Source organism: Streptomyces sp. NBC_01450, from assembly GCF_036227505.1.
Lineage (GTDB): Bacteria > Actinomycetota > Actinomycetes > Streptomycetales > Streptomycetaceae > Streptomyces.
Genome location: NZ_CP109480.1, coordinates 4,380,781 through 4,400,309, shown reverse-complemented (window position 1 = coordinate 4,400,309; position 19,529 = coordinate 4,380,781). Strand labels below are relative to the sequence as shown.

Below are 19,529 nucleotides of genomic sequence, written 5' to 3'. Positions count from 1 at the left end.
CTATGAGGGGCGAACCCAGTTGCCCGAAGTGTGGTGGCCGGGTCAGGGCTCCCGGCCTTTTTGCCGACTCCTGGCAGTGCGATGTGCACGGAACCGTGCATCCGCTGCAGCCCGTGATCCCGCCCAGCGTCGAGGCCCTCGGTGTGGTGGTGCACCGTGCCCAGGTGCCGGTGTGGATGCCGTGGCCGCTGCCGGTCGGCTGGCTGTTCACCGGCGCGGCGTTCGCCGGTGACGATCGCAGCGGGGGGCGTGCGACGGCCGTGGCCTGCTCGGGCCCCGGACCGCTCGGCGGCATCGGGGAGCTGATCATCGTCGCCGAGGAGCTCGGCGTCGGCCTCGGCGCGCGCTACGCGGGCATCGAAGGACCCGACCCGGGGCCGTACATGAGCGTCGAGAAACCGCCGCAGGCGAAGGTCCTCGCCGCCGGCCGCCCGACCCCGCTCTGGCATGTGGCCGGCAGCCCCGACGACCGTGCCGTCTTCGCGGGCGAGGCGCTGGGGCTGTGGGTGTGGGCGGTGGTGTGGCCCGAGCAGTCGGGGCTGCTGATGTACGACGAGCTGGTGCTGACGGATCTGCGGGATGCGGGGGCGGAGATGGATCTGCTGCCGTGCGGGGCGTTGTCGCCGCGCATTCTGGAGCCGTAGCGCTCCGCCGTGGTGCGGGTGCCTAGGGTGGGTGCCTTGGGTGGGTGCCTCGGGTGGGTGGTGGCGTGCGGGTCGTTCTGGGCTGAGCGCGCAGTTCCCCGCGCCCCTGCCGGGGTGCTCGCGCGGTTCCCCGCGCCCCTGCCGGGGTGCTCGCGCGGTTCCCCGCGTCCCTGACGGAGTGCCGGCATCACGGCGTGCTCACAGCGTGCGCGTAGGGGGTGCTCGCTGGGTGCGGGTGTGACGGCGGTGCTCTGGAATCCCGTTATCCTTGAGCGGTCCCGTCCACCCCGTCACCGCCTGGAGTCCGCGTCGTGCGTATCGACCTGCACACCCACTCCACCGCGTCCGACGGTACGGACACCCCCGCCGAACTGGTGCGCAACGCCGGCATCGCCGGTCTCGACGTCGTCGCGCTGACCGACCACGACACCAGCCGCGGGTACGCCGAGGCACTGGCCGCGCTGCCCGAGGGGCTGACCCTCGTCACGGGCGCCGAGCTCTCCTGCCGCCTCGACGGCGTCAGCATGCACATGCTGGCCTACCTCTTCGACCCCGAGGAGCCCGGGCTGCTCGCCGAGCGCGAGCTGGTGCGCGACGACCGCGTGCCGCGCGCCCGGGCCATGGTCGCCAAGCTCCAGGAGCTCGGCGTACCGGTCACCTGGGAGCGGGTCGCGCGCATCGCGGGCGAGGGTTCCGTCGGGCGGCCGCACGTCGCCTCCGCGCTGGTCGAGCTGGGGGTCGTGGACAGCGTCTCCGACGCCTTCACCCAGGACTGGCTGGCCGACGGCGGGCGGGCCTACGTCCCCAAGCACGAGACCGACCCCTTCGAGGCGATCCGCCTCGTCAAGGCCGCGGGCGGCGTGACCGTCTTCGCGCACCCGGCCGCCGCCAAGCGCGGCCGGACCGTGCCGGAGTCCGCGATCGCGGACCTCGCCGCCGCCGGGCTCGACGGCATCGAGGTGGACCACATGGACCACGAGCCGGCCACCCGCGCCCGGCTGCGCGGCCTCGCCGCCGACCTGGGGCTGCTCGCCACCGGGTCCAGCGACTACCACGGCAGCCGCAAGACGTGCGTGCTCGGGGAGTTCACCACCGACCCCGAGGTGTACGGCGAGATCACCCGGCGGGCGACCGGGGCGTTCCCCGTGCCGGGTACCGGCGGAGCCTGAGGCTCGCCCGCACACCCCGGTTTCCTCCCGGCACCCGACGCCGTCCGTCGTGTGCCTCTGTTCCGCCCGGCGGAACACCCTTCCCCGGCGGCAACGGCCGACCTCGCCGTGCCGCCTTCCATACCTTCGCAAGGCCTCACTCACTCATGTTCGACGTCGCCGTCTTCGGCTCCCTCTTCCTCACCCTGTTCGTCATCATGGATCCCCCCGGGATCACCCCGATCTTCCTCGCGCTCACGGCGGGACGCCCCGCCAAGGTGCAGAAACGGATGGCCTTCCAGGCCGTCTGCGTGGCCGGCGGGGTGATCGTCGTCTTCGGTCTGCTCGGCCACCAGATCCTCGACTACCTGCATGTGTCCGTGCCCGCGCTGATGATCGCGGGCGGGCTGCTGCTCCTGTTGATCGCCCTCGACCTGCTGACCGGCAAGACCGACGAGCCCCAGCAGACCAAGGACGTCAACGTCGCCCTCGTACCGCTCGGCATGCCGCTGCTCGCGGGCCCCGGGGCGATCGTGTCGGTGATCCTCGCGGTCCAGAAGGCCGACACCTTCGCCACCCAGGTGTCCGTGTGGACCGCGATCCTCGCCATCCATGTCGTCCTGTGGCTGGTCATGCGCTACTCGCTGCTGATCATCCGTGTCATCAAGGACGGCGGTGTCGTGCTGGTGACCCGGCTCGCGGGCATGATGCTGTCCGCGATCGCCGTGCAGCAGATCATCAACGGGGTCACCCAGGTGATCCGGGCGGGCTGACCGTGAGCCTGTGAGAACGCGCAAAGCCCCGTACGGCATCGTGCCGTACGGGGCTTTGAAATCTGAAGGCGTCCGCCCAGTGGTGAACTGCTCCAATACCGGCCTGGACTGCTCCGAACTGTTATGAAGCGGACGATTCGGCCGGGCGGATCCACAGTCGCTGCCCGATGGCGGCGGCCTGCTGAACGATCCGGTTGACGGAGGCGGCGTCTACGACAGTGCTGTCCACGGGCGTGCCGTCGACATCGTCGAGTCGCATGATTTCGAAGCGCATGGGCTTCTCCCTTCGTCTGGTCATCCTCCTGAGGAGAACTACTTGTGTGGTGTGCGAGGCGTCGGTACCCCTGCTTCCGTTCGTATTCAACGGGGTGCGTGTTACAAACATTCCCTACGCTAAGGAAATTTTTCGAGAACCTAATTACTGTCGGGTAAGAAGTCTGAAGGAGACTGAACGGGGCCGGTTGTATTCGCAGCGTGACCGCCGGGACAATGGAGGCGATGAACGACGACCACGCGGCGCTCGGCGCCCGCATCGACCGCACGAACGAGCTGCTCCAGCGCATGCTTGCCGAGGTGGCGAAGACGCCCTCGACCCACGCGATCTTCGTCGACGCCGGATATCTGTACGCGGCCGCGGGGCGGCTCGTCGCCGGGACCGAGGACCGCCGCGCCTTCGACCTCGACGCCGAGGGCCTCATCGAGGCGCTCATCGACAAGGCCCGCACGATCTTCGCCGACAGCAGGCTGCTGCGCGTCTACTGGTACGACGGCGCGCGCCGCCGCATCCACACCGCGGAACAGCAGTCGATCGCCGAACTCCCGGACGTGAAGGTCCGGTTGGGCAACCTCAACGCCAACAACCAGCAAAAGGGCGTCGATTCCCTCATCCGCTCCGACCTGGAGTCCCTCGCCCGGCACCGCGCCATCAGCGACGCCGCGCTGCTCGGCGGCGACGAGGACCTGGTGTCGGCGGTCGAAGCGGCGCAGGGGTACGGCGCGCGGGTCCACCTCTGGGGCATCGAGGCGCCCGAGGGCCGCAACCAGGCCGAGCCGCTGCTGTGGGAGGTCGACAGTCAGCGCACGTTCGACCTCGAGTTCTTCAAGCCCTACGTGTCCCGCCGCACCTCCGCCACCTACGACCCGACGGCGGCGAGCCGGCCCACCCGCGAGGACGTGCGGTTCGTGGGCGCCCAGATCGCCGCGAAGTGGCTGGCCGCGCGGGGGCGCGAGGCGCTGGTGGAGCTGCTGCCCGGCCACCCCTACCTGCCCGGCTCGGTCGACCAGGATCTGCTGGTCGAGGCCGAGGGGCTGCTGCAGTACTCCCTGCGGGGCCAGGCGGACCTGCGCCGCGCGCTCCGGGACGGCTTCTGGGAGCACCTGCAGGCGCAGTACTAGTGCCGCGGTACTAGTGCCGCGGCAGGCAACGTTCGCCCCGTCGCGACGCCCGGCACGCCCTCTCGCCGCACCGGCCGAAAGCCCAAGTACGTCCAGTACGAGGACTTCCGGCCGGCACGCCGAGAGCGCGCACCGGACGCCGCTCCTTGACGGGCAAACGTTGCCTGCCGCGGCACTAGCTACCCGGCCCGGACTTCCTGACTACCCCTCCGCCCGGATCACTGCTCCGTCTGGTCCCAGAACTTGGCGAGGGCCAGAGCCGTCTGCTCGGGCTGGTCCGTGTTCGGGGAGTGCTCGGCTCCGCGTACGACCGTGCGCCGGGCCTTGAGCCGTACGGCCATGTCGTCCAGGAGCGGCACCGGCCAGGTGTCGTCGAACGCGCCGGACAGCACATGCTTGGGCAGGCGTACGGCGGCCAGCTCGGCGACGCGGTCGGGCTCCGTACACAGCTGACGGCCCGTCGCGATCAGCTGGGCCGGTCGCGTGGCCAGCCAGCGGCGCCGCAGGTCCTCACGGTCGTCCAGCCCCCCGTCGAGACTGCCGGTGTCGGTCTCCTCCGGCGGTTCCATCGCCTGGATGGCGTCCCACACCTCGGCCATGCCCATCACGGCAAGGGCGTCCCGGAGCAGTTTGACGCGTTGTTGCTGGGAGGTGGAGATCTGGGCGGGGCCCGAGGCCATGAGGGTGAGTGAGGCGAAGGGAGCCGGGTCGAGCAGGACGGCGGCACGGGCGACCAGTCCGCCGAGGGAGTGGCCGACGAGGTGCACGGGGGTGCCGACGGCCGCCGCCTGCGCGAGCACGTCCTTCGCCAACTCGGCCTGCGCGTAAGCCGTTTCGTCGTGCTCGGGTCCATCGCTCTCGTACTGTCCGCGGCCGTCCACGGCGACGGTACGGTACCCGCGCGCCGCGAGCGGCTCGTGCAGCGCGATGAAGTCTTCCTTGCTGCCGGTGAACCCCGGCAGCAGCAGCACGGTTCCCTTCGGCTGCGCCTGCGGCGCGGCGTCGAGCGCGGCGAACTCGCCGCGGGCGGTGCGGAGACGGTAGGCGCGGACACCGGCGGGCGGGGCGAAGGAGGGGGGCCTGCTCATACCCCGAGGCTATCGGGCGGGGCTTCGCCCCGTGCCCCAGGGACGCGGGGAACTGCGCGCCCAGCCCTCACCCACCCGGTCTGGAGAACGCCGATGGCCCGGCCCCACTGCACGTGGGACCGGGCCATCGGGCTTGGGATCAGCTCTCCGCGGGCTCCGCGGCAGCCGCCGCCTTGCGCGTGCGGCGACGCGGTGTCGCCACCTCCGGCGACGCTTCCGTGGCGACCGCGGGTTCCGCGGCGACCGCGGCCTTGCGGGTGCGCCGACGCGGCTTGGCCTCGGGCTCGTCAACGGCGGCCGACTGGGCGGGAATCGCCGCCTCGGCGGTCTCGGCGACGGCCTTGCGCGTGCGGCGGCGGACGGGCTTGGCCGCCACCGTTTCCGCGCTGTCCACGGCCGCTTCGGCGGGTGCCTCGGCCGTGGCCTTGGCCCGCGTACGCCGCGGCTTGGTGACGGGGGCCTCCGGCGCGGCCTCGACGGTCGCCTCGACCGTGTCCACCGCGGCCACCGCCGCCTTACGCGTACGGCGCGGCTTGGTGACCGGCGCCTCGGCAACACCCTCAGCCGTGGCGACCGCGACCTCCGCGGGCTCCGCGGCCTTGCGGGTACGGCGGCGCGGCTTGGCCTCGGGCTCGTCAACGGCGGCCGACTGGGCGGGAATCGCCGCCTCGGCGGTCTCGGCGACGGCCTTGCGCGTGCGGCGGCGGACGGGCTTGGCCGCCACCGTTTCCGCGCTGTCCACGGCCGCTTCGGCGGGTGCCTCGGCCGTGGCCTTGGCCCGCGTACGCCGCGGCTTGGTGACGGGGGCCTCCGGCGCGGCCTCGACCGTGCCCTCGGCCGTGTCGAGCACGGCCTCGGCGGCCTCCGCGGCCTTGCGGGTACGGCGGCGCGGCTTGGCCGGAGCCTCCGTGACGTCCTCGGCGACGGCTTCCACGACGGGCGCGGATTCCGCGACGACGGCCACGGTCTCGGCCTCGGCAGGGGCGGCCTCCGCCGTCTTACGGGCCCGGCGGCGACGCGGCTTCGCGACCGCCTCCGGCGCGGCCTCGACCGCGCCCTCGGCCGTGTCGACCACGGTCTCCGCGGTCTGCGGGGCCTCGCTCACGGTCGCCGACGGCTCGGTGACCGTGGCGGCAGCCGCCACCGTCTCCGCCGCTCCGTTGCGCGTACGGCGTCGGCGGCGCGGGGTGCGGGGCTCGGTGGCCTCCGCGGCGGCGGGCTCGGTGGTCACCTCCGGAGTCGGCGTCGTGGACGTCTCCTCCAGGGCGGCTCCGTTGCGCGTACGGCGACGGCGGCGCGGGGTGCGCGCCGGGCGCTCACGCTCCTGCTCCACGGGCGCCGGCGCCGACGAACGGCCACCGCGGCCGCGCGGACCGCCACGCCCGCCGGTCTCGCCGAGGTCCTCGACCTCCTCGGCCGCGAGTCCGGCGCGGGTGCGCTCGGAACGCGGCAGGACACCCTTGGTGCCGGCCGGGATGTTCAGTTCCTCGAAGAGGTGCGGGGACGTGGAGTACGTCTCCGGCGGGTTGTTGAAGCCGAGGTCCAGCGCCTTGTTGATGAGCTGCCAGCGCGGGATGTCGTCCCAGTCGACGAGCGTGATCGCGATGCCCTTGGCGCCCGCGCGGCCCGTACGGCCGATGCGGTGCAGGTACGTCTTCTCGTCCTCGGGGGACTGGTAGTTGATGACGTGGGTGACACCCTCGACGTCGATGCCGCGCGCGGCGACGTCGGTGCAGACGAGGACGTCGACCTTGCCGTTACGGAACGCGCGCAGTGCCTGCTCGCGGGCGCCCTGGCCGAGGTCGCCGTGGACCGCGCCGGAGGCGAAGCCGCGCTGCTGCAGCTGGTCGGCGAGGTCCGCCGCCGTCCGCTTGGTGCGGCAGAACACCATCGCGAGCCCGCGACCGTCGGCCTGCAGTATGCGTGCGACCAGCTCGGGCTTGTCCATGTTGTGCGCGCGGTAGATGAACTGCGCGGTGTTGCGGACCGTCGCGCCCTCGTCGTCCGGCGCCGTGGCGCGGATGTGCGTGGGCTGCGACATGTAGCGGCGCGCGAGACCGATGACCGCACCCGGCATGGTCGCCGAGAACAGCATGGTCTGACGGCGGGCCGGCAGCATGTTCATGATCTTCTCGACGTCGGGCAGGAAGCCCAGGTCGAGCATCTCGTCGGCCTCGTCGAGGACGAGCGCCTTGATGTGCTTGAGGTTGAGCTTCTTCTGGCCCGCGAGGTCCAGCAGTCGGCCCGGGGTGCCGACGATGACGTCGACGCCCTTCTTGAGGGCCTCGACCTGCGGCTCGTACGCCCGGCCGCCGTAGATGGCGAGAACGCGTACGTTGCGGACCTTGCCGGCGGTCAGCAGGTCGTTGGTCACCTGGGTGCACAGCTCGCGCGTCGGGACGACGACGAGGGCCTGCGGGGCGTCGGTGAGCTGCTCGGGCTGGGCCCGGCCCGCCTCGACGTCCGCGGGGACGGTGACACGCTCGAGGAGCGGGAGGCCGAAGCCCAGCGTCTTGCCGGTGCCGGTCTTGGCCTGGCCGATGACGTCGGAGCCCGAGAGGGCTACGGGGAGCGTCATCTCCTGGATGGGGAAGGGGGTGATGATGCCGACGGCTTCAAGGGCTTCGGCCGTCTCGGGAAGGATTCCGAGCTCTCGGAAAGTCGTAGTCAGGGTGCTGCCTCTTCTGTGTACGCGGTGCGAGGCGAGCGCGGGGGTCGTGTCGGGGACCGTGCCGGGGACGTCGACCGCACTTGACGGGCGGGCCGAGTGGCATGGGACCACTGCCGACGCTCGAGCTCTCGTGCCGCTGAGGGTTCCCTCCGGATGTCGTACGCAATGTGCCGTACGGACGAGGAGGGCTGTCGGGTCGGAGCCGATCGGGCCACCGACCGGGCATCCTCATTCGTGCGGCCCGTCGAATACTCGCCGGGCGCATTACCACCATACCCCGGAATCGCGCATATGCGATGGCCGGTTTGGTCACGTAGTCGTCGTCACACTGATTGATCAGGGACTTCCCTGTTGCGTCGAGCGGGCTATTGTGCGCTTCATGACGACGCCTGACAACGCCGCTGACCCGTCCGCCGAGGCCACCGACAAGACCACCCCCGCGGCCACCGGAGTCGCCGCGCAGAACTGGGACACGGCCGCCGCCGACCCCCAGTACCGCGCCGCGGTCGTGGACCTGCTCGGAGCGCTCGCGTACGGCGAGTTGGCGGCGTTCGAGCGGCTCGCGGAGGACGCCAAGCTGGCGCCGACGCTCAGTGACAAGGCGGAGCTGGCGAAGATGGCGTCGGCCGAGTTCCACCACTTCGAGCGGTTGCGGGACCGGCTCGCCGCGGTCGGCGCGGAGCCGACGCAGGCGATGGAGCCGTTCGTCGCCGCGCTCGACGGTTTCCACCGGCAGACGGCTCCCTCGGACTGGCTGGAAGGCCTCGTCAAGGCGTTCGTCGGCGACTCGATCGCCAGTGACTTCTACCGGGAGGTCGCCGCGCGCCTCGACGCCGACACGCGCGGGCTCGTACTCAGCGTTCTCGACGACACCGGGCACGCGAGCTTCGCCGTCGAGAAGGTGCGCGCCGCCATCGACGCGGACCCGCGCGTGGGCGGTCGGCTCGCGCTGTGGGCGCGTCGGCTGATGGGCGAGGCGCTGTCGCAGTCGCAGCGGGTCGTCGCGGACCGCGACGCGCTCTCGACGATGCTCGTGGGCGGTGTGGCGGACGGGTTCGACCTCGCGGAGGTCGGCCGGATGTTCTCGCGGATCACCGAGGCCCACACGAAGCGGATGGCGGCACTGGGCCTGGCGGCCTAGACCCCGTCTCCCCCGTCTCCCTGGTTTCCCCGGTCTCCTCGATCGTCTCGAGGCCCGTCGGTCTCAGGGGTTTCGCCGTCGCCCGCTTCGGTCACGCCGTCGCGGAGCGGCGGCGAAATCTTTCCGCGGGGCGCAGCAGGAGCGACAGCAGCGCGGCGGAGACGATCGCGGCGCCGGCGAGGATGACCAGGAAGTGGCCGGAGCCCAGCGCCGTGTGCGTCAGGAAGGCCCCGAACAGGGCTCCGGCGGCACCGGTCGACAGGACCAGGCCGCGGCTCGGCAGTCGGTGCGGCAGTCGGTACGCCGCCCCCCAGGCCAGCGCGAGACCGAGCATCGCGGCGCCGAGCGCTTCCAAGAACATGGTGAGGGTCCCTCCCGCACGGCCGGTGCAAATCGGTCGTAGCGGGTTTACCCCTGAGGCGCGGAACGCAATCCTCCCCTGTGGATGTTCTGTGCTCCATCCGTGGTGGTGAGACCACGTGTACGGGCCCGACACGACGTGCGCGGAGGGCTGCGCGGAAGGCGCGGTTCCGTACGTGCGAAGGGGCCCGGTGACAGTGTCACCGGGCCCCTTCTGCTTCCGCTCGCCTGAACTACAGCGCGCTGAACCCCACCTTGCGCTGCGTGGGCTCGCCGAGCTCCACGTACGCGAGGCGGTCGGCCGGAACCAGGACCTTGCGGCCGTGGTCGTCCACGAGGCTCAGCAGCGGCGACTTGCCGGCCAGAGCCTCGGACACCGCGCGCTCGACCTCTTCCGGGGTCTCACCGCTCTCCAGAACGATCTCGCGGGGCGCGTGCTGCACGCCGATCTTGACCTCCACGGCTTTGTCCCTCCGACGGTCAGTCATGTGCGCGTCTGTCCGCGCCGTACGCTGCACACATTAGCCCGGTGAGGGGACGTGCACGTTCCGGCCGAGAACGCCAAGAGCGAACAGCGGACGGGAACAAAGCGGCGGTCCGGCCTGCGTCAGTGGTGATCGGTGCCGTGCAGCGGGAAACCCGCGATGCCCCGCCAGGCCAGTGACGTCAGCAGTTGCACCGCCTGGTCGCGGGGGACGCTGCGGTCGCTGTGCAGCCAGGAACGGGCCACCACCTGGGCGAGGCCGCCCAGGCCCGAGGCGAGGAGCATCGACTCGGCGCGCGAGAGACCGGTGTCCTCCGCGATGACGTCGCAGATCGCCTCCGCGCACTCGTGCGTGACCTTGTCGACGCGCTCGCGGACCGCGGGCTCGTTCGTCAGGTCGGACTCGAAGACGAGCCGGAAGGCGCCGCCGTCGTCCTCGACGTACGCGAAGTAGGCGTCCATCGTGGCGCGGACGCGCAGCGAGTTGTCCGTGGTGGACGCGAGCGCCGTCCGTACCGCCTGCAGCAGGGACTCGCAGTGCTGGTCGAGCAGTGCGAGGTACAGGTCGAGCTTGCCCGGGAAGTGCTGGTAGAGAACCGGCTTGCTGACGCCCGCGCGCTCGGCGATGTCGTCCATGGCGGCCGAGTGATACCCCTGTGCAACGAACACTTCCTGGGCGGCGCCGAGGAGCTGGTTGCGTCGGGCACGGCGCGGCAGGCGAGTGCCCCGCGGGCGTGCCGCCTCTGTCTGCTCGATGGCTGTCACGCCGCCTCCCAAAATTGTCCACATGCGGTGTGCGCCGCGCCGCCATCGTACTTTTCGGTAACCCCGCTGTGCGCGGTGCGAGCGCAGAATTTCACGGACCGGACGCGTTCGATAACGACACAGAGGGTGACGAACGGGGTGAGAAGGGCGCAACACTACGCCGGATACCGCTGGTCAGCGGGGTCCGGTCACATGTGGTCATCCCCTGTAGTCGTCCTCGTTGAGCCGGACGACCCTGGCCTGCTCGGCGAGGTCGGCCTCATTGGCGTTGAGGGGGTCACCGGGGGGTTCCGGGTCGAAGTCGTCCGCCGGATCCAGTTCGCTGAGCTGCTCGGCGAGGTCCGCCTCGGGGGCTTCCGGGCCAGGGATCTCCTGGAACCGGTCGTTGAAGGTCTCGGGGTCTGTCGGGTCGACTGTCATGGTTCCTCTTCCCGAGCGGTGCGAGTGCGCTCCTGATGTACGGATCTTGATGTACGTACGAGTGCCCTCGATCGAAGCCTAGGAGACACCCGATCGAGGCGCTAGACGATCCGCGTACGAGCTGTGACAGCGAACACATGAACCACTGCGTGATCGTCTCGTAACATTGCCGCATGTCTTCGACCGAGCTGCCCGCCGCGCTGGCCACCACCGTCACGCCGAGGGTCGGGACCGTCCGGGTCGCGGAGGGGGAGCGCCTGCGGTCGGTCGGTCTGCCGGGGATCACCCTGACCGTGCGTTCGCGACCGCCCGCGCGCGAGGGACTGCCGCCCGCGCTGTACGTCCATGGGCTGGGCGGTTCCTCGCAGAACTGGTCGGCGCTGATGCCGCTGCTCGACGGGCTCGTGGACAGCGAGGCCCTCGATCTGCCCGGCTTCGGGGACTCGCCGCCGCCGGACGACGGCAACTACTCGGTCACCGGGCACGCCCGCGCGGTCATCCGTTATCTCGACGCGGCCGAGCGCGGCCCCGTGCACCTCTTCGGGAACTCGCTCGGCGGAGCGGTCGCGACGCGTGTCGCCGCCGTACGTCCCGATCTGGTCGAGACGCTCACCCTGATCTCGCCCGCGCTCCCGGAGATCCGCGCCCAGCGCAGCGCGTGGCCGACCGTGCTGCTCTCGGTGCCGGGTGTGGCGCGGCTGTTCACCAGGTTCACCAAGGAGTGGAGCGCCGAGCAGCGCGTCCGCGGGGTCCTGGCGCTCTGTTACGGCGATCCCGGCATGGTGACGCCCGAGGGGTTCCGCCACGCGGTCGAGGAGATGGAGCGGCGGCTCGCCCTGCCCTACTTCTGGGACGCCATGACACGTTCGACGCGTGGCCTCGTGAACGCGTACACGCTGGGCGGCCAGCACGGGCTGTGGCGCCAGGCGGAGCGGGTGCTCGCGCCGACGTTGCTCGTCTACGGCGGCCGGGACCAGCTCGTCGCGTACCGTATGGCCCAGCGCGCGACGCGCGCCTTCCGTGACTCCCGGCTGCTGTCCCTGCCGGACGCGGGGCATGTGGCGATGATGGAGTACCCGGAGACGGTGGCCTCGGCGTTCCGCGAACTCCTCGCGGAAACGGGCGAGTTGACCTCCCCGGCCGGCACCGACGCGGGGAGCTGAGGCGGGGCGTGGGACGTCACAGTCGCCGGGGGCGGGCAGGCAAGAGCGACACGGGGGAGATGCCGAGGATTCCGGCACCCGGCGCCGCACCGGGCACGGCTCAAGGGTCGGTGCCAGGTACGGGGCAAGGGGCGGTGCCGGGTGCGGGTCCGGCGGCGCCCTCGCCGCAGGGGGCCACGCGCGGCCCTCTCGGCCCACAACCACCGGGACCTCGACGCCCCGCGCCGGGCGGCACTTCGATCCCCGGTGCTCCCCGTCCTCAGGACGGCACACCGGCCCACGGCATCCCGCGCATGACGAACGGGACTCCGGCGCAGGGTGTGCCGCCTTTCCAGGACGGTACTCCGGCGCAGGGTGTTCCTCGTTTTCAGGACGGGACTCCGGCCCGCGGTGTACCGCGCTACCCGGACGGGACTCCCGCGCATGGTGTCCCGCGCTATCCGAACGGGACCCCGGCGCACGGCATACCCCGTATGTCCGGCAACGCGCCTGTTCGTGATGTGCCTCGGCTGCCGGACGGCACCCCCGCCCGTGGTGTGCCCCAGGCGCGTGCGGGACACCCCGAGCAGCGTGAACCCGGCGGGGGCTGGGGCGAGTTCAGGGGTGGCCCGCGGGCGGCGGGGGCCGCGTACGGCGGGCCTCAGGTCATGCCACAGGGTGCGCCCCAGGTCGGGCCGCAGGGTGTGCCTCAGGGGGGACCCGGGCCGCGCATCCCCCGGCAGCGGCAGGAGGCCGATGCCGGACTCGGGCCCGGCCCGGGGCCCCGGCAGGCTTATGTCGACGCCTTCGACGAGAGCGGGGGCAGGTCCGGGAGCCAGGAGCCGGGGGCCGAGGAGGCGGGCAGCGGCAAGAGCGTCAAGGGGCGGGCGTTCACCGGAATCGCCGCGGCCGCCGTCACCACCGTGCTCGCCGTCGTGGTGGCCGGGCAGGTGGCCACCGGCCGCCACGACGCCACCGCACAGACGCAGTCCGCCGGCGGCGGAGTGGACACCCGCGCGTCCGCCTCGCCCGGGGGCGCCGGGTCGGCCCCGTCCGTGACGCCGAGCGCGACACCGCTGACGTACGACCAGAAGATGGGTGTGAAGTACGCACTCGGTGCCACCCTCGAGGCCTCGGGGAAGTTCGAAGCCGTCCCCGGGTTCGCCAAGGCGCCCGGCAAGGGGCAGAAGTACACCTACCGGGTGGACGTGGAGCGGGGTCTCGGCCTCGATGCCGCCCTCTTCGCCCAGGCCGTGCAGAAGACGCTGAACGACAAACGGAGTTGGGCCCACAACGGCGCCCGTACCTTCGAGCGGATCTCCTCCGGCAAGCCCGACTTCGTGATCACCCTGGCCAGCCCCGGCACCACCGCCGAGTGGTGCGCCAAGTCCGGGCTGGACACGACCGAGGACAACGTGTCGTGCGACTCGGCCTCCACCGAGCGCGTGATGATCAACGCGTACCGCTGGGCGCAGGGCTCCAAGACCTATGGTGACGCGATTCACCCCTACCGGCAGATGCTCATCAACCATGAGGTCGGCCACCGTCTCGGATACGGCCATGTCACCTGCGACAAGGACGGCGAGCTCGCGCCCGTCATGCAGCAGCAGACCAAGTTCCTCGACCATGACGGAATCCACTGTCGGGCCAACCCCTGGCCCTACCCGGGGAGTTGACGGAGGGGTCACGGGGGCCACTGGGGCCACGTTGACATGCTCCGAAAGTTCGTTCATATTTTTGCGCATGTGGTCTAGTCATGCCGTCCGTCGCGCCGCCATCGAGCTGGCGCTGATTGGCGTGACCGCGCTCTGCGTCGCAGACATCCACTGTCGCTGACGCCCGCCCCTGGCGTGTGCGTCGTGCTTCCGCTTCCGTCGTGACGGTAAATGACCGTATCGGTCACCTGTTTTGCGACCTTGCGACCTTTTTTGACGACCTGACGCCGGGGTAGACGTCCGTTCATTTCCGTCTCACTCCTCGTCAATCTGTCTCATCATTCGAGAGGTCGTCTTCCGATGCGTCAACCGTCCGTCATAGCTCGCCGCGTGGCCGCGGCATCCGTCACCCTGGTCGTGGCAGCGGGCGCGGCCGCCTGCGGGCCGAAGGACAACGATGCCAAGGGCGCCGGTGGCGACTCCAAGCCGCAGAAGGGGGGCACGCTCACCGTCCTCAACGCGGGCCCGCAGGAGGACTTCGACCCGGCGCGCCTCTACACCTCCGGCGGCGGCAACGTCCCTTCCCTCGTCTTCCGTACGCTGACCACGCGCAACCGAGAGAGCGGCGCCGCCGGCGCCAAGGTCGTCCCCGACCTCGCCACCGACACCGGACGCCCGAGCAAGAACGCGACCGTGTGGACGTACACCCTGAAGAAGGGCCTCAAGTACGAGGACGGCACGCCGATCACCTCCGCCGACATCAAGTACGGCATCGAGCGCTCCTTCGCGGCCGAGCTCTCCGGCGGCGCGCCCTACCTGCGGGACTGGCTCATCGGTGGCGCCGACTACCAGGGGCCGTACAAGGACAAGAAGGGCCTCGCCTCGATCGAGACCCCGGACGACCTGACCATCGTCTTCCACCTGAACAAGCCCGAGGGCGAGTTCCCCTACCTCGCCACGCAGACCCAGTTCACGCCGGTCCCGAAGGCCAAGGACAAGGGCACGAAGTACGAGGAGCACCCGGTCTCCTCCGGCCCGTACAAGGTCGTCAAGAACGAGAACGACGGCGAGCGGATCACCCTGGCGCGCAACACGTACTGGTCCGCGGCGACCGACGCCGAGCGCAAGGCCTACCCGGACAAGATCGACGTACGGTCGGGTCTGGACTCCTCCGTGATCAACCAGCGGCTGTCCGCGTCGCAGGGCGCGGACGCCGCGGCCGTCACCACGGACACCAACCTCGGCCCGGCCGAGCTCGCCAAGGTGACGGGTGACAAGGCGCTGGCGGCGCGCGTCGGCACCGGGCACTTCGGTTACACCAACTACATCGCCTTCAACCCGAAGGTGAAGCCGTTCGACGACCCGAAGGTGCGGCAGGCGATCGCGTACGCCGTCGACCGTTCGTCGGTGATCAACGCGGCGGGCGGTTCGTCGCTGGCCGAGGCCGCGACCACCTACCTGCCGAACCAGAAGTCCTTCGGCTACACGCCCTACAACCACTTCCCGGCGGGCGCGTCGGGCAACCCGGCCAAGGCCAAGGAACTGCTGAAGGAGGCCGGTCACCCGAACGGGATCACCGTCACCCTCACGCACTCCAACGACAAGGACTTCGAGACCAGCCCGGAGATCGCGACCGCCCTCCAGGACGCCCTCAAGAAGGCCGGGATCACGGTCAAGCTCCAGGGCCTGGAGATCAACGACTACAAGGACAAGATCCACGGCGTCAAGAGCGAGCCGGGCTTCTTCCTCGCCCACTGGGGTGCCGACTGGCCCTCCGGCGGCCCCTTCCTGGCCCCGATCTTCGACGGCCGTCAGATCGTCAAGGACGGCGCGAACTTCAACACCGGCTTCCTCGACGACAAGTCCGTCAACGACGAGATCGACGCGATCAACAAGTTGACGAATCTTGACGAGGCCGCCGAGCGCTGGGGCGCGCTGGACAAGAAGATCGGCGAGCAGGCCCTGACCGTGCCGCTGTTCCACCCCGTCTACAAGCGTCTGTACGGCAGCGCGGTCAAGAACATCGTGATCAGCGACTGGACCGGCGTGCTGGACATCTCCCAGGTCGCGGTGAAGTAGCGCCGTGAGCGAGGCAATCGTCGCCTCTCAGGCCCCCGGGACGGACCTCGCGTCCGTCCCGGGGGCCTCGGGGGCCCGTCAGTTCTGGCGGCGGCTGCGCACGCAGCGCGCCGCCCTCGTCGCGGCGGCCGTCGTCGCGCTGCTCGTCCTGCTCGCGCTCGCCGCGCCGCTGCTCACGGCGATCGAGGGCCAGGACCCGACCACCTACCATCCGTCGCTGATCGACTCCGCGCGCGGCGGCGTTCCGGTGGGCTCGTTCGGCGGCGTCAGCGGCGACCACTGGCTCGGCGTCGAACCGCAGACCGGCCGCGACCTCTTCGCCCGGCTCGTGTACGGCGCCCGGGTCTCGCTGGGAGTCGCGCTGGGGGCGACCGTCGTACAGGTCCTCGTCGGCGTCGTGGTGGGCGTCGCGGCCGCACTCGGCAACCGATGGATCGATCAACTGTTGAGCCGGATCACCGACATCTTCGTCGCGATGCCGTTGATGATCATGTCGCTGGCCCTGCTGGCGATCGTGCCCAGCAGCTTCCCGCGGCCCTTGCTGGTCGCGCTCGTCATCGGCCTGATCGCCTGGGGCAACACCGCGAAGATCGTGCGCGCCCAGACCCTCACCCTCAAGGGGCTGGACTACGTCTTTGCCGCGCGGCTCAGCGGCTGGAACACCTGGCGTATCGCCCGCCGCGAACTCCTGCCCGGACTGGCCGCCCCCGTCATCACCTATGCCGCGCTCCTCGTGCCGATGAACATCTCCGCCGAGGCCGCGCTGTCCTTCCTCGGCGTCGGAGTGAAGCCCCCGATGCCGTCCTGGGGGCAGATGCTCACGGCCGCCGACGTCTGGTACCAGGCGGCCCCGCAATACCTGCTGCTGCCCGCCGGGGCGCTCCTGGTGACCGTGCTGTCCCTGACCGTCCTGGGCGACGGCGTCCGTACGGCCCTCGACCCGCGCGCGGCCTCGCGCCTGCGCGTGGGCACGGGCCGCAAGCGGGAGGCCAAGGCGGACGCGAACGCCCAGAAGGCCACGGCGGACGCGAGCGCCAGTAAGGCCACGGCGGACGCGAACGCCGATAAGGAGGCCAAGGCATGAGCGGCTTCGGAGGATTCGTCCTGCGCCGCGCCGTCGGCACCGTGATCACCCTGCTCGCCATCTCGGTGATCGTCTACGTCGTCTTCTACGCCACTCCCGGCAACGTCGCCCAGATCACCTGCGGCCCGCGCTGCTCTCCGGAACAAGTGCACCAGGTGGCCCAGCAGTTGAGGCTCGACGACCCGCTGTACGTGCGCTACTGGCACTTCCTGCAGGGCATCCTCGTCGGCCAGGACTACTCCACCGGCACCTCGGTGGAGCACTGCTCGGCGCCCTGCCTCGGCCTGTCGTACCAGGGCGACACCCAGGTCACCCAGCTGATCCTGGCGAAGCTGCCGGTCAGCCTGTCCCTCGTGTTCGGCGCGATGGTGCTGTGGCTGGTCCTCGGCGTCGGCACCGGCATCCTCTCCGCGTGGCGGCGCGGCCGGCTCACCGAGCGCGTGCTGACCGGCATCACCCTCGCGGGCGTCGCCACGCCGGTCTTCGTGATCGGCCTGGTGCTCATGATCGTCGTCTGCGGCCAGCTGCAACTGCTGCCCTTCCCGCAGTACGTCAGCCTCACCGACGACCCCGAACAGTGGGCCTGGAACCTGCTGCTGCCCTGGCTCTCCCTCGCCCTCATCGAGGCCGCCGCGTTCGCCCGGCTGACCAGGGCCGCGATGCTGGAGACCCTCGCCGAGGACCACATCCGGACCTTCCGGGCGTACGGCGTCGGCGAGCGGTCGATCATCGGGCGGCACGCGCTGCGCGGGGCGTTCGCGCCGATCATCGCGCTGAACGCCAACAACGTCGGCTCGGCGGTCGGCGGCGCGGTGCTCACCGAGACGCTCTTCGGACTGCCCGGCATCGGCCAGGCGCTGGTGCACGCGGTGAACGTCGTCGACCTGCCGGTGGTCGTCGGCATGGTCCTGGTCATCGGCTTCTTCGTAGTCATCGCCAACGCCGTCGCGGACGTGCTGTACGCGGTGGCCGACCGACGGGTGGTGCTCGTATGAGCTTGGTGGAAGTCACCGACCTGACGGTCGGGTTCGGATCGCTGCGCGCCGTCGACGGCCTGTCCTTCCGGCTGGAGAAGGGCGCCGCGCTGGGCCTGGTCGGTGAGTCCGGCTCGGGCAAGTCCACGGTCGCCTCGGCCCTCCTGGGGCTGCACCGCGGCACGGGAGCCGACGTCGGCGGCTCGGTGCGCGTGGCCGGCATCGACGTACAGGAGGCGTCCGACGCCGAACTGCGGCGGCTGCGCGGCGGGAAGGCCGCCATGGTCTTCCAGGACCCCCTGTCGTCCCTCGACCCGTACTACGCGGTCGGCGACCAGATCGCCGAGGTGTACCGGGTACATGTGAAGGCCTCCCGGCGGGCCGCACGCGCGCGTGCCGCAGAGGTGCTCGACCGCGTCGGCATCCCGGACGCCGCGCGCCGGGCGCGCTCGCGCCCGCACGAGTTCAGCGGCGGCATGCGCCAGCGTGCGCTGATCGCGATGGCGTTGGCCTGCGAACCCGACCTGCTGATCGCCGACGAGCCGACCACGGCCCTCGACGTGACCGTCCAGGCCCAGATCCTCGACCTGCTGCACACCCTGCGCGAGGAGACCGGCATGGGCCTGCTCCTCGTCACGCACGACGTGGGCGTCGCCGCCGAGAGCGTCGACGAGATCCTGGTCATGCGGCACGGGCGAGCGGTCGAGCACGGCCTCGTCGGCACGGTCCTGGGGGCGCCCGCGCAGGCGTACACCCAGGAACTCCTCGGTGCGGTGCCCCGCGTGGACGCGCCGCGCACCGCCTCCGAGGCGACGGAGGAGGTCGTTCTCGAGGCGAGCGGTCTGCGGCGCGAATTCGGGCGCGGGAAGCGGGCGTTCGCGGCCGTCGACGACGTCTCGCTGACGATCCACCGGGGCGAGACCCTCGGGATCGTGGGCGAGAGCGGCAGCGGCAAGACCACCCTGGGACGGATGCTCGTGGGGCTGCTGGAGCCGACGGCGGGGGAGATCAAGCCCGGCGGAGGCGTGCGCCCGGACGTCCAGATGGTCTTCCAGGATCCCGTCTCCTCCCTCAACCCGCGTCGCAGCGTGGGCGAGTCGATCGCCGATCCGCTGCGCGCGCGGGGGATGGGGGTGCCCCCGCTCGAGCGAAGCCGAGAGTGGGGGAGGGACGAGGGGCGCATTCGCGGGCGCGTACGGGAACTGTTGGAGCGCGTGGGGCTCGAAGCGGCGCACTACGACCGCTATCCGCACGAGTTCAGCGGCGGACAGCGCCAGCGCGTCGGCATCGCCCGGGCGCTCGCCGCCGACCCACGCGTCATCGTCTGCGACGAACCGGTCTCCGCGCTCGACGTCACCACCCAGGCCCAGGTGATCGCCCTGCTCGCCGAACTGCAGCGGGAACTCGGGCTCGCGCTGGTGTTCGTGGCGCACGACCTCGCGGTGGTCCGCCAGGTCAGCGACCGGGTCGCGGTGATGCGGCGCGGCCGGATCGTCGAGTACGGGCCCGCCGACGAGGTGTACGAGTCGCCGCGCGACCCGTACACCAAGCAGCTGCTGGCCGCCGTACCGGCGCTGGATCCGGAGGTCGCGGCGCAGCGACGGACGGCCCGGAGGCAGCTGACGGCGGTGTGATGCAACGTGACTGGTTGATCTCGTAGCGCGACGGAACGCGACCCGCACGGGAAAGTTACGACCGTTCACCCC

At 71.1% G+C, this 19,529-nt stretch carries 19 protein-coding genes; 12 read left to right on the top strand and 7 right to left on the bottom strand.

Annotated elements, in window-relative coordinates:
* Nucleotides 1-2: 2 nt before the first annotated feature.
* From OG568_RS19550 to OG568_RS19540, 3 genes are all read left to right on the top strand, one after another.
* Nucleotides 3-644 carry a DUF6758 family protein gene (locus OG568_RS19550; RefSeq protein WP_266436238.1) on the top strand — a complete coding sequence of 214 codons (642 nt, stop codon included), beginning with the start codon at nucleotides 3-5 and terminating at the stop codon, nucleotides 642-644.
* A 311-nt stretch (nucleotides 645-955) separates the two neighbouring features.
* Nucleotides 956-1,813: a PHP domain-containing protein gene (locus OG568_RS19545; RefSeq protein WP_266585565.1), complete on the top strand. Its 858-nt coding sequence runs from the start codon at nucleotides 956-958 to the stop codon at nucleotides 1,811-1,813.
* 146 nt (nucleotides 1,814-1,959) lie between these two features.
* On the top strand, nucleotides 1,960-2,565 hold the full coding sequence (locus tag OG568_RS19540) for a MarC family protein (protein ID WP_266585567.1): 606 nt from the start codon (nucleotides 1,960-1,962) through the stop codon (nucleotides 2,563-2,565).
* A gap of 121 nt (nucleotides 2,566-2,686) precedes the next feature.
* Here the strand turns inward: OG568_RS19540 and OG568_RS19535 are convergent, their stop codons facing one another.
* Nucleotides 2,687-2,839 (bottom strand): hypothetical protein, encoded by a 153-nt coding sequence (locus tag OG568_RS19535; RefSeq protein ID WP_095936476.1) that lies wholly within the window; start codon nucleotides 2,837-2,839, stop codon nucleotides 2,687-2,689.
* A gap of 224 nt (nucleotides 2,840-3,063) precedes the next feature.
* On the opposite strand from OG568_RS19535, the gene OG568_RS19530 reads away from it, so the two are divergent.
* Nucleotides 3,064-3,960, top strand: a complete 897-nt coding sequence (locus OG568_RS19530) for an NYN domain-containing protein (RefSeq protein WP_266628344.1) — start codon at nucleotides 3,064-3,066, stop codon at nucleotides 3,958-3,960.
* 218 nt (nucleotides 3,961-4,178) lie between these two features.
* On the opposite strand, the gene OG568_RS19525 is transcribed toward OG568_RS19530, so the two are convergent.
* Both OG568_RS19525 and OG568_RS19520 read right to left on the bottom strand, forming a co-directional pair.
* Nucleotides 4,179-5,048, bottom strand: a complete 870-nt coding sequence (locus OG568_RS19525; protein ID WP_329532507.1) for an alpha/beta fold hydrolase — start codon at nucleotides 5,046-5,048, stop codon at nucleotides 4,179-4,181.
* Nucleotides 5,049-5,187: 139 nt separating this feature from the next.
* Nucleotides 5,188-7,626, bottom strand: a complete 2,439-nt coding sequence (locus OG568_RS19520; protein ID WP_329532506.1) for a DEAD/DEAH box helicase — start codon at nucleotides 7,624-7,626, stop codon at nucleotides 5,188-5,190.
* Between the two features lie 472 nt (nucleotides 7,627-8,098).
* Here OG568_RS19520 and OG568_RS19515 point away from each other — a divergent pair, with 472 nt between their 5' ends.
* Nucleotides 8,099-8,860, top strand: coding sequence for a ferritin-like fold-containing protein (locus OG568_RS19515; RefSeq protein ID WP_266585573.1), 762 nt, complete (start codon nucleotides 8,099-8,101; stop codon nucleotides 8,858-8,860).
* Nucleotides 8,861-8,951: 91 nt separating this feature from the next.
* Here the strand turns inward: OG568_RS19515 and OG568_RS19510 are convergent, their stop codons facing one another.
* The 4 genes from OG568_RS19510 to OG568_RS19495 all read right to left on the bottom strand — a co-directional run bounded on the left by OG568_RS19510 (nucleotide 8,952) and on the right by OG568_RS19495 (nucleotide 10,889).
* Nucleotides 8,952-9,221: a hypothetical protein gene (locus OG568_RS19510; RefSeq protein WP_329532505.1), complete on the bottom strand. Its 270-nt coding sequence runs from the start codon at nucleotides 9,219-9,221 to the stop codon at nucleotides 8,952-8,954.
* A 232-nt stretch (nucleotides 9,222-9,453) separates the two neighbouring features.
* Nucleotides 9,454-9,681 carry a DUF3107 domain-containing protein gene (locus OG568_RS19505; RefSeq protein WP_266438040.1) on the bottom strand — a complete coding sequence of 76 codons (228 nt, stop codon included), beginning with the start codon at nucleotides 9,679-9,681 and terminating at the stop codon, nucleotides 9,454-9,456.
* Nucleotides 9,682-9,827: 146 nt separating this feature from the next.
* The gene (locus OG568_RS19500; protein ID WP_148010337.1) at nucleotides 9,828-10,469 is read right to left on the bottom strand and encodes a TetR/AcrR family transcriptional regulator; all 642 of its coding nucleotides are present in this window, start codon (nucleotides 10,467-10,469) and stop codon (nucleotides 9,828-9,830) included.
* Between the two features lie 198 nt (nucleotides 10,470-10,667).
* A complete protein-coding gene (locus tag OG568_RS19495) occupies nucleotides 10,668-10,889 on the bottom strand; it encodes a hypothetical protein (protein WP_266585575.1) in 222 nt (73 codons plus the stop codon).
* Between the two features lie 173 nt (nucleotides 10,890-11,062).
* On the opposite strand from OG568_RS19495, the gene OG568_RS19490 reads away from it, so the two are divergent.
* The 7 genes from OG568_RS19490 (at nucleotide 11,063) to OG568_RS19460 (ending at nucleotide 19,457) form a co-directional block, all read left to right on the top strand.
* Nucleotides 11,063-12,052, top strand: a complete 990-nt coding sequence (locus OG568_RS19490) for an alpha/beta fold hydrolase (protein WP_329532504.1) — start codon at nucleotides 11,063-11,065, stop codon at nucleotides 12,050-12,052.
* 473 nt (nucleotides 12,053-12,525) lie between these two features.
* Nucleotides 12,526-13,707 carry a DUF3152 domain-containing protein gene (locus tag OG568_RS19485; protein WP_443077703.1) on the top strand — a complete coding sequence of 394 codons (1,182 nt, stop codon included), beginning with the start codon at nucleotides 12,526-12,528 and terminating at the stop codon, nucleotides 13,705-13,707.
* A 67-nt stretch (nucleotides 13,708-13,774) separates the two neighbouring features.
* A complete protein-coding gene (locus OG568_RS19480; protein WP_312639156.1) occupies nucleotides 13,775-13,867 on the top strand; it encodes an Ms4533A family Cys-rich leader peptide in 93 nt (30 codons plus the stop codon).
* A 179-nt stretch (nucleotides 13,868-14,046) separates the two neighbouring features.
* Complete coding sequence (locus tag OG568_RS19475) at nucleotides 14,047-15,765, top strand: ABC transporter substrate-binding protein (RefSeq protein ID WP_329532502.1); 1,719 nt, start codon at nucleotides 14,047-14,049, stop codon at nucleotides 15,763-15,765.
* A gap of 4 nt (nucleotides 15,766-15,769) precedes the next feature.
* Nucleotides 15,770-16,849, top strand: a complete 1,080-nt coding sequence (locus OG568_RS19470; RefSeq protein WP_329532501.1) for an ABC transporter permease — start codon at nucleotides 15,770-15,772, stop codon at nucleotides 16,847-16,849.
* On the top strand, nucleotides 16,846-17,844 hold the full coding sequence (locus OG568_RS19465) for an ABC transporter permease (RefSeq protein WP_266436205.1): 999 nt from the start codon (nucleotides 16,846-16,848) through the stop codon (nucleotides 17,842-17,844). The genes OG568_RS19470 and OG568_RS19465 overlap by 4 nt, the downstream gene beginning before the upstream one ends.
* Nucleotides 17,841-19,457, top strand: a complete 1,617-nt coding sequence (locus tag OG568_RS19460) for an ABC transporter ATP-binding protein (RefSeq protein ID WP_329532500.1) — start codon at nucleotides 17,841-17,843, stop codon at nucleotides 19,455-19,457. Before OG568_RS19465 ends, OG568_RS19460 begins: the two co-directional genes overlap by 4 nt.
* Nucleotides 19,458-19,529: the final 72 nt, after the last annotated feature.

Bases quoted from the DNA above. Each gene is read 5' to 3' on its own strand.
- OG568_RS19550 (WP_266436238.1), top strand. From the start codon at position 3: ATGAGGGGCGAACCCAGTTGCCCGAAGTGTGGTGGCCGGGTCAGGGCT.
- OG568_RS19540 (WP_266585567.1), top strand. From the start codon at position 1,960: ATGTTCGACGTCGCCGTCTTCGGCTCCCTCTTCCTCACCCTGTTCGTC.
- OG568_RS19535 (WP_095936476.1), bottom strand. From the start codon at position 2,839: ATGCGCTTCGAAATCATGCGACTCGACGATGTCGACGGCACGCCCGTG.
- OG568_RS19530 (WP_266628344.1), top strand. From the start codon at position 3,064: ATGAACGACGACCACGCGGCGCTCGGCGCCCGCATCGACCGCACGAAC.
- OG568_RS19525 (WP_329532507.1), bottom strand. From the start codon at position 5,048: ATGAGCAGGCCCCCCTCCTTCGCCCCGCCCGCCGGTGTCCGCGCCTAC.
- OG568_RS19520 (WP_329532506.1), bottom strand. From the start codon at position 7,626: ATGACGCTCCCCGTAGCCCTCTCGGGCTCCGACGTCATCGGCCAGGCC.
- OG568_RS19515 (WP_266585573.1), top strand. From the start codon at position 8,099: ATGACGACGCCTGACAACGCCGCTGACCCGTCCGCCGAGGCCACCGAC.
- OG568_RS19510 (WP_329532505.1), bottom strand. From the start codon at position 9,221: ATGTTCTTGGAAGCGCTCGGCGCCGCGATGCTCGGTCTCGCGCTGGCC.
- OG568_RS19495 (WP_266585575.1), bottom strand. From the start codon at position 10,889: ATGACAGTCGACCCGACAGACCCCGAGACCTTCAACGACCGGTTCCAG.
- OG568_RS19490 (WP_329532504.1), top strand. From the start codon at position 11,063: ATGTCTTCGACCGAGCTGCCCGCCGCGCTGGCCACCACCGTCACGCCG.
- OG568_RS19485 (WP_443077703.1), top strand. From the start codon at position 12,526: ATGTCCGGCAACGCGCCTGTTCGTGATGTGCCTCGGCTGCCGGACGGC.
- OG568_RS19480 (WP_312639156.1), top strand. From the start codon at position 13,775: ATGTGGTCTAGTCATGCCGTCCGTCGCGCCGCCATCGAGCTGGCGCTG.
- OG568_RS19475 (WP_329532502.1), top strand. From the start codon at position 14,047: ATGCGTCAACCGTCCGTCATAGCTCGCCGCGTGGCCGCGGCATCCGTC.
- OG568_RS19465 (WP_266436205.1), top strand. From the start codon at position 16,846: ATGAGCGGCTTCGGAGGATTCGTCCTGCGCCGCGCCGTCGGCACCGTG.
- OG568_RS19460 (WP_329532500.1), top strand. From the start codon at position 17,841: ATGAGCTTGGTGGAAGTCACCGACCTGACGGTCGGGTTCGGATCGCTG.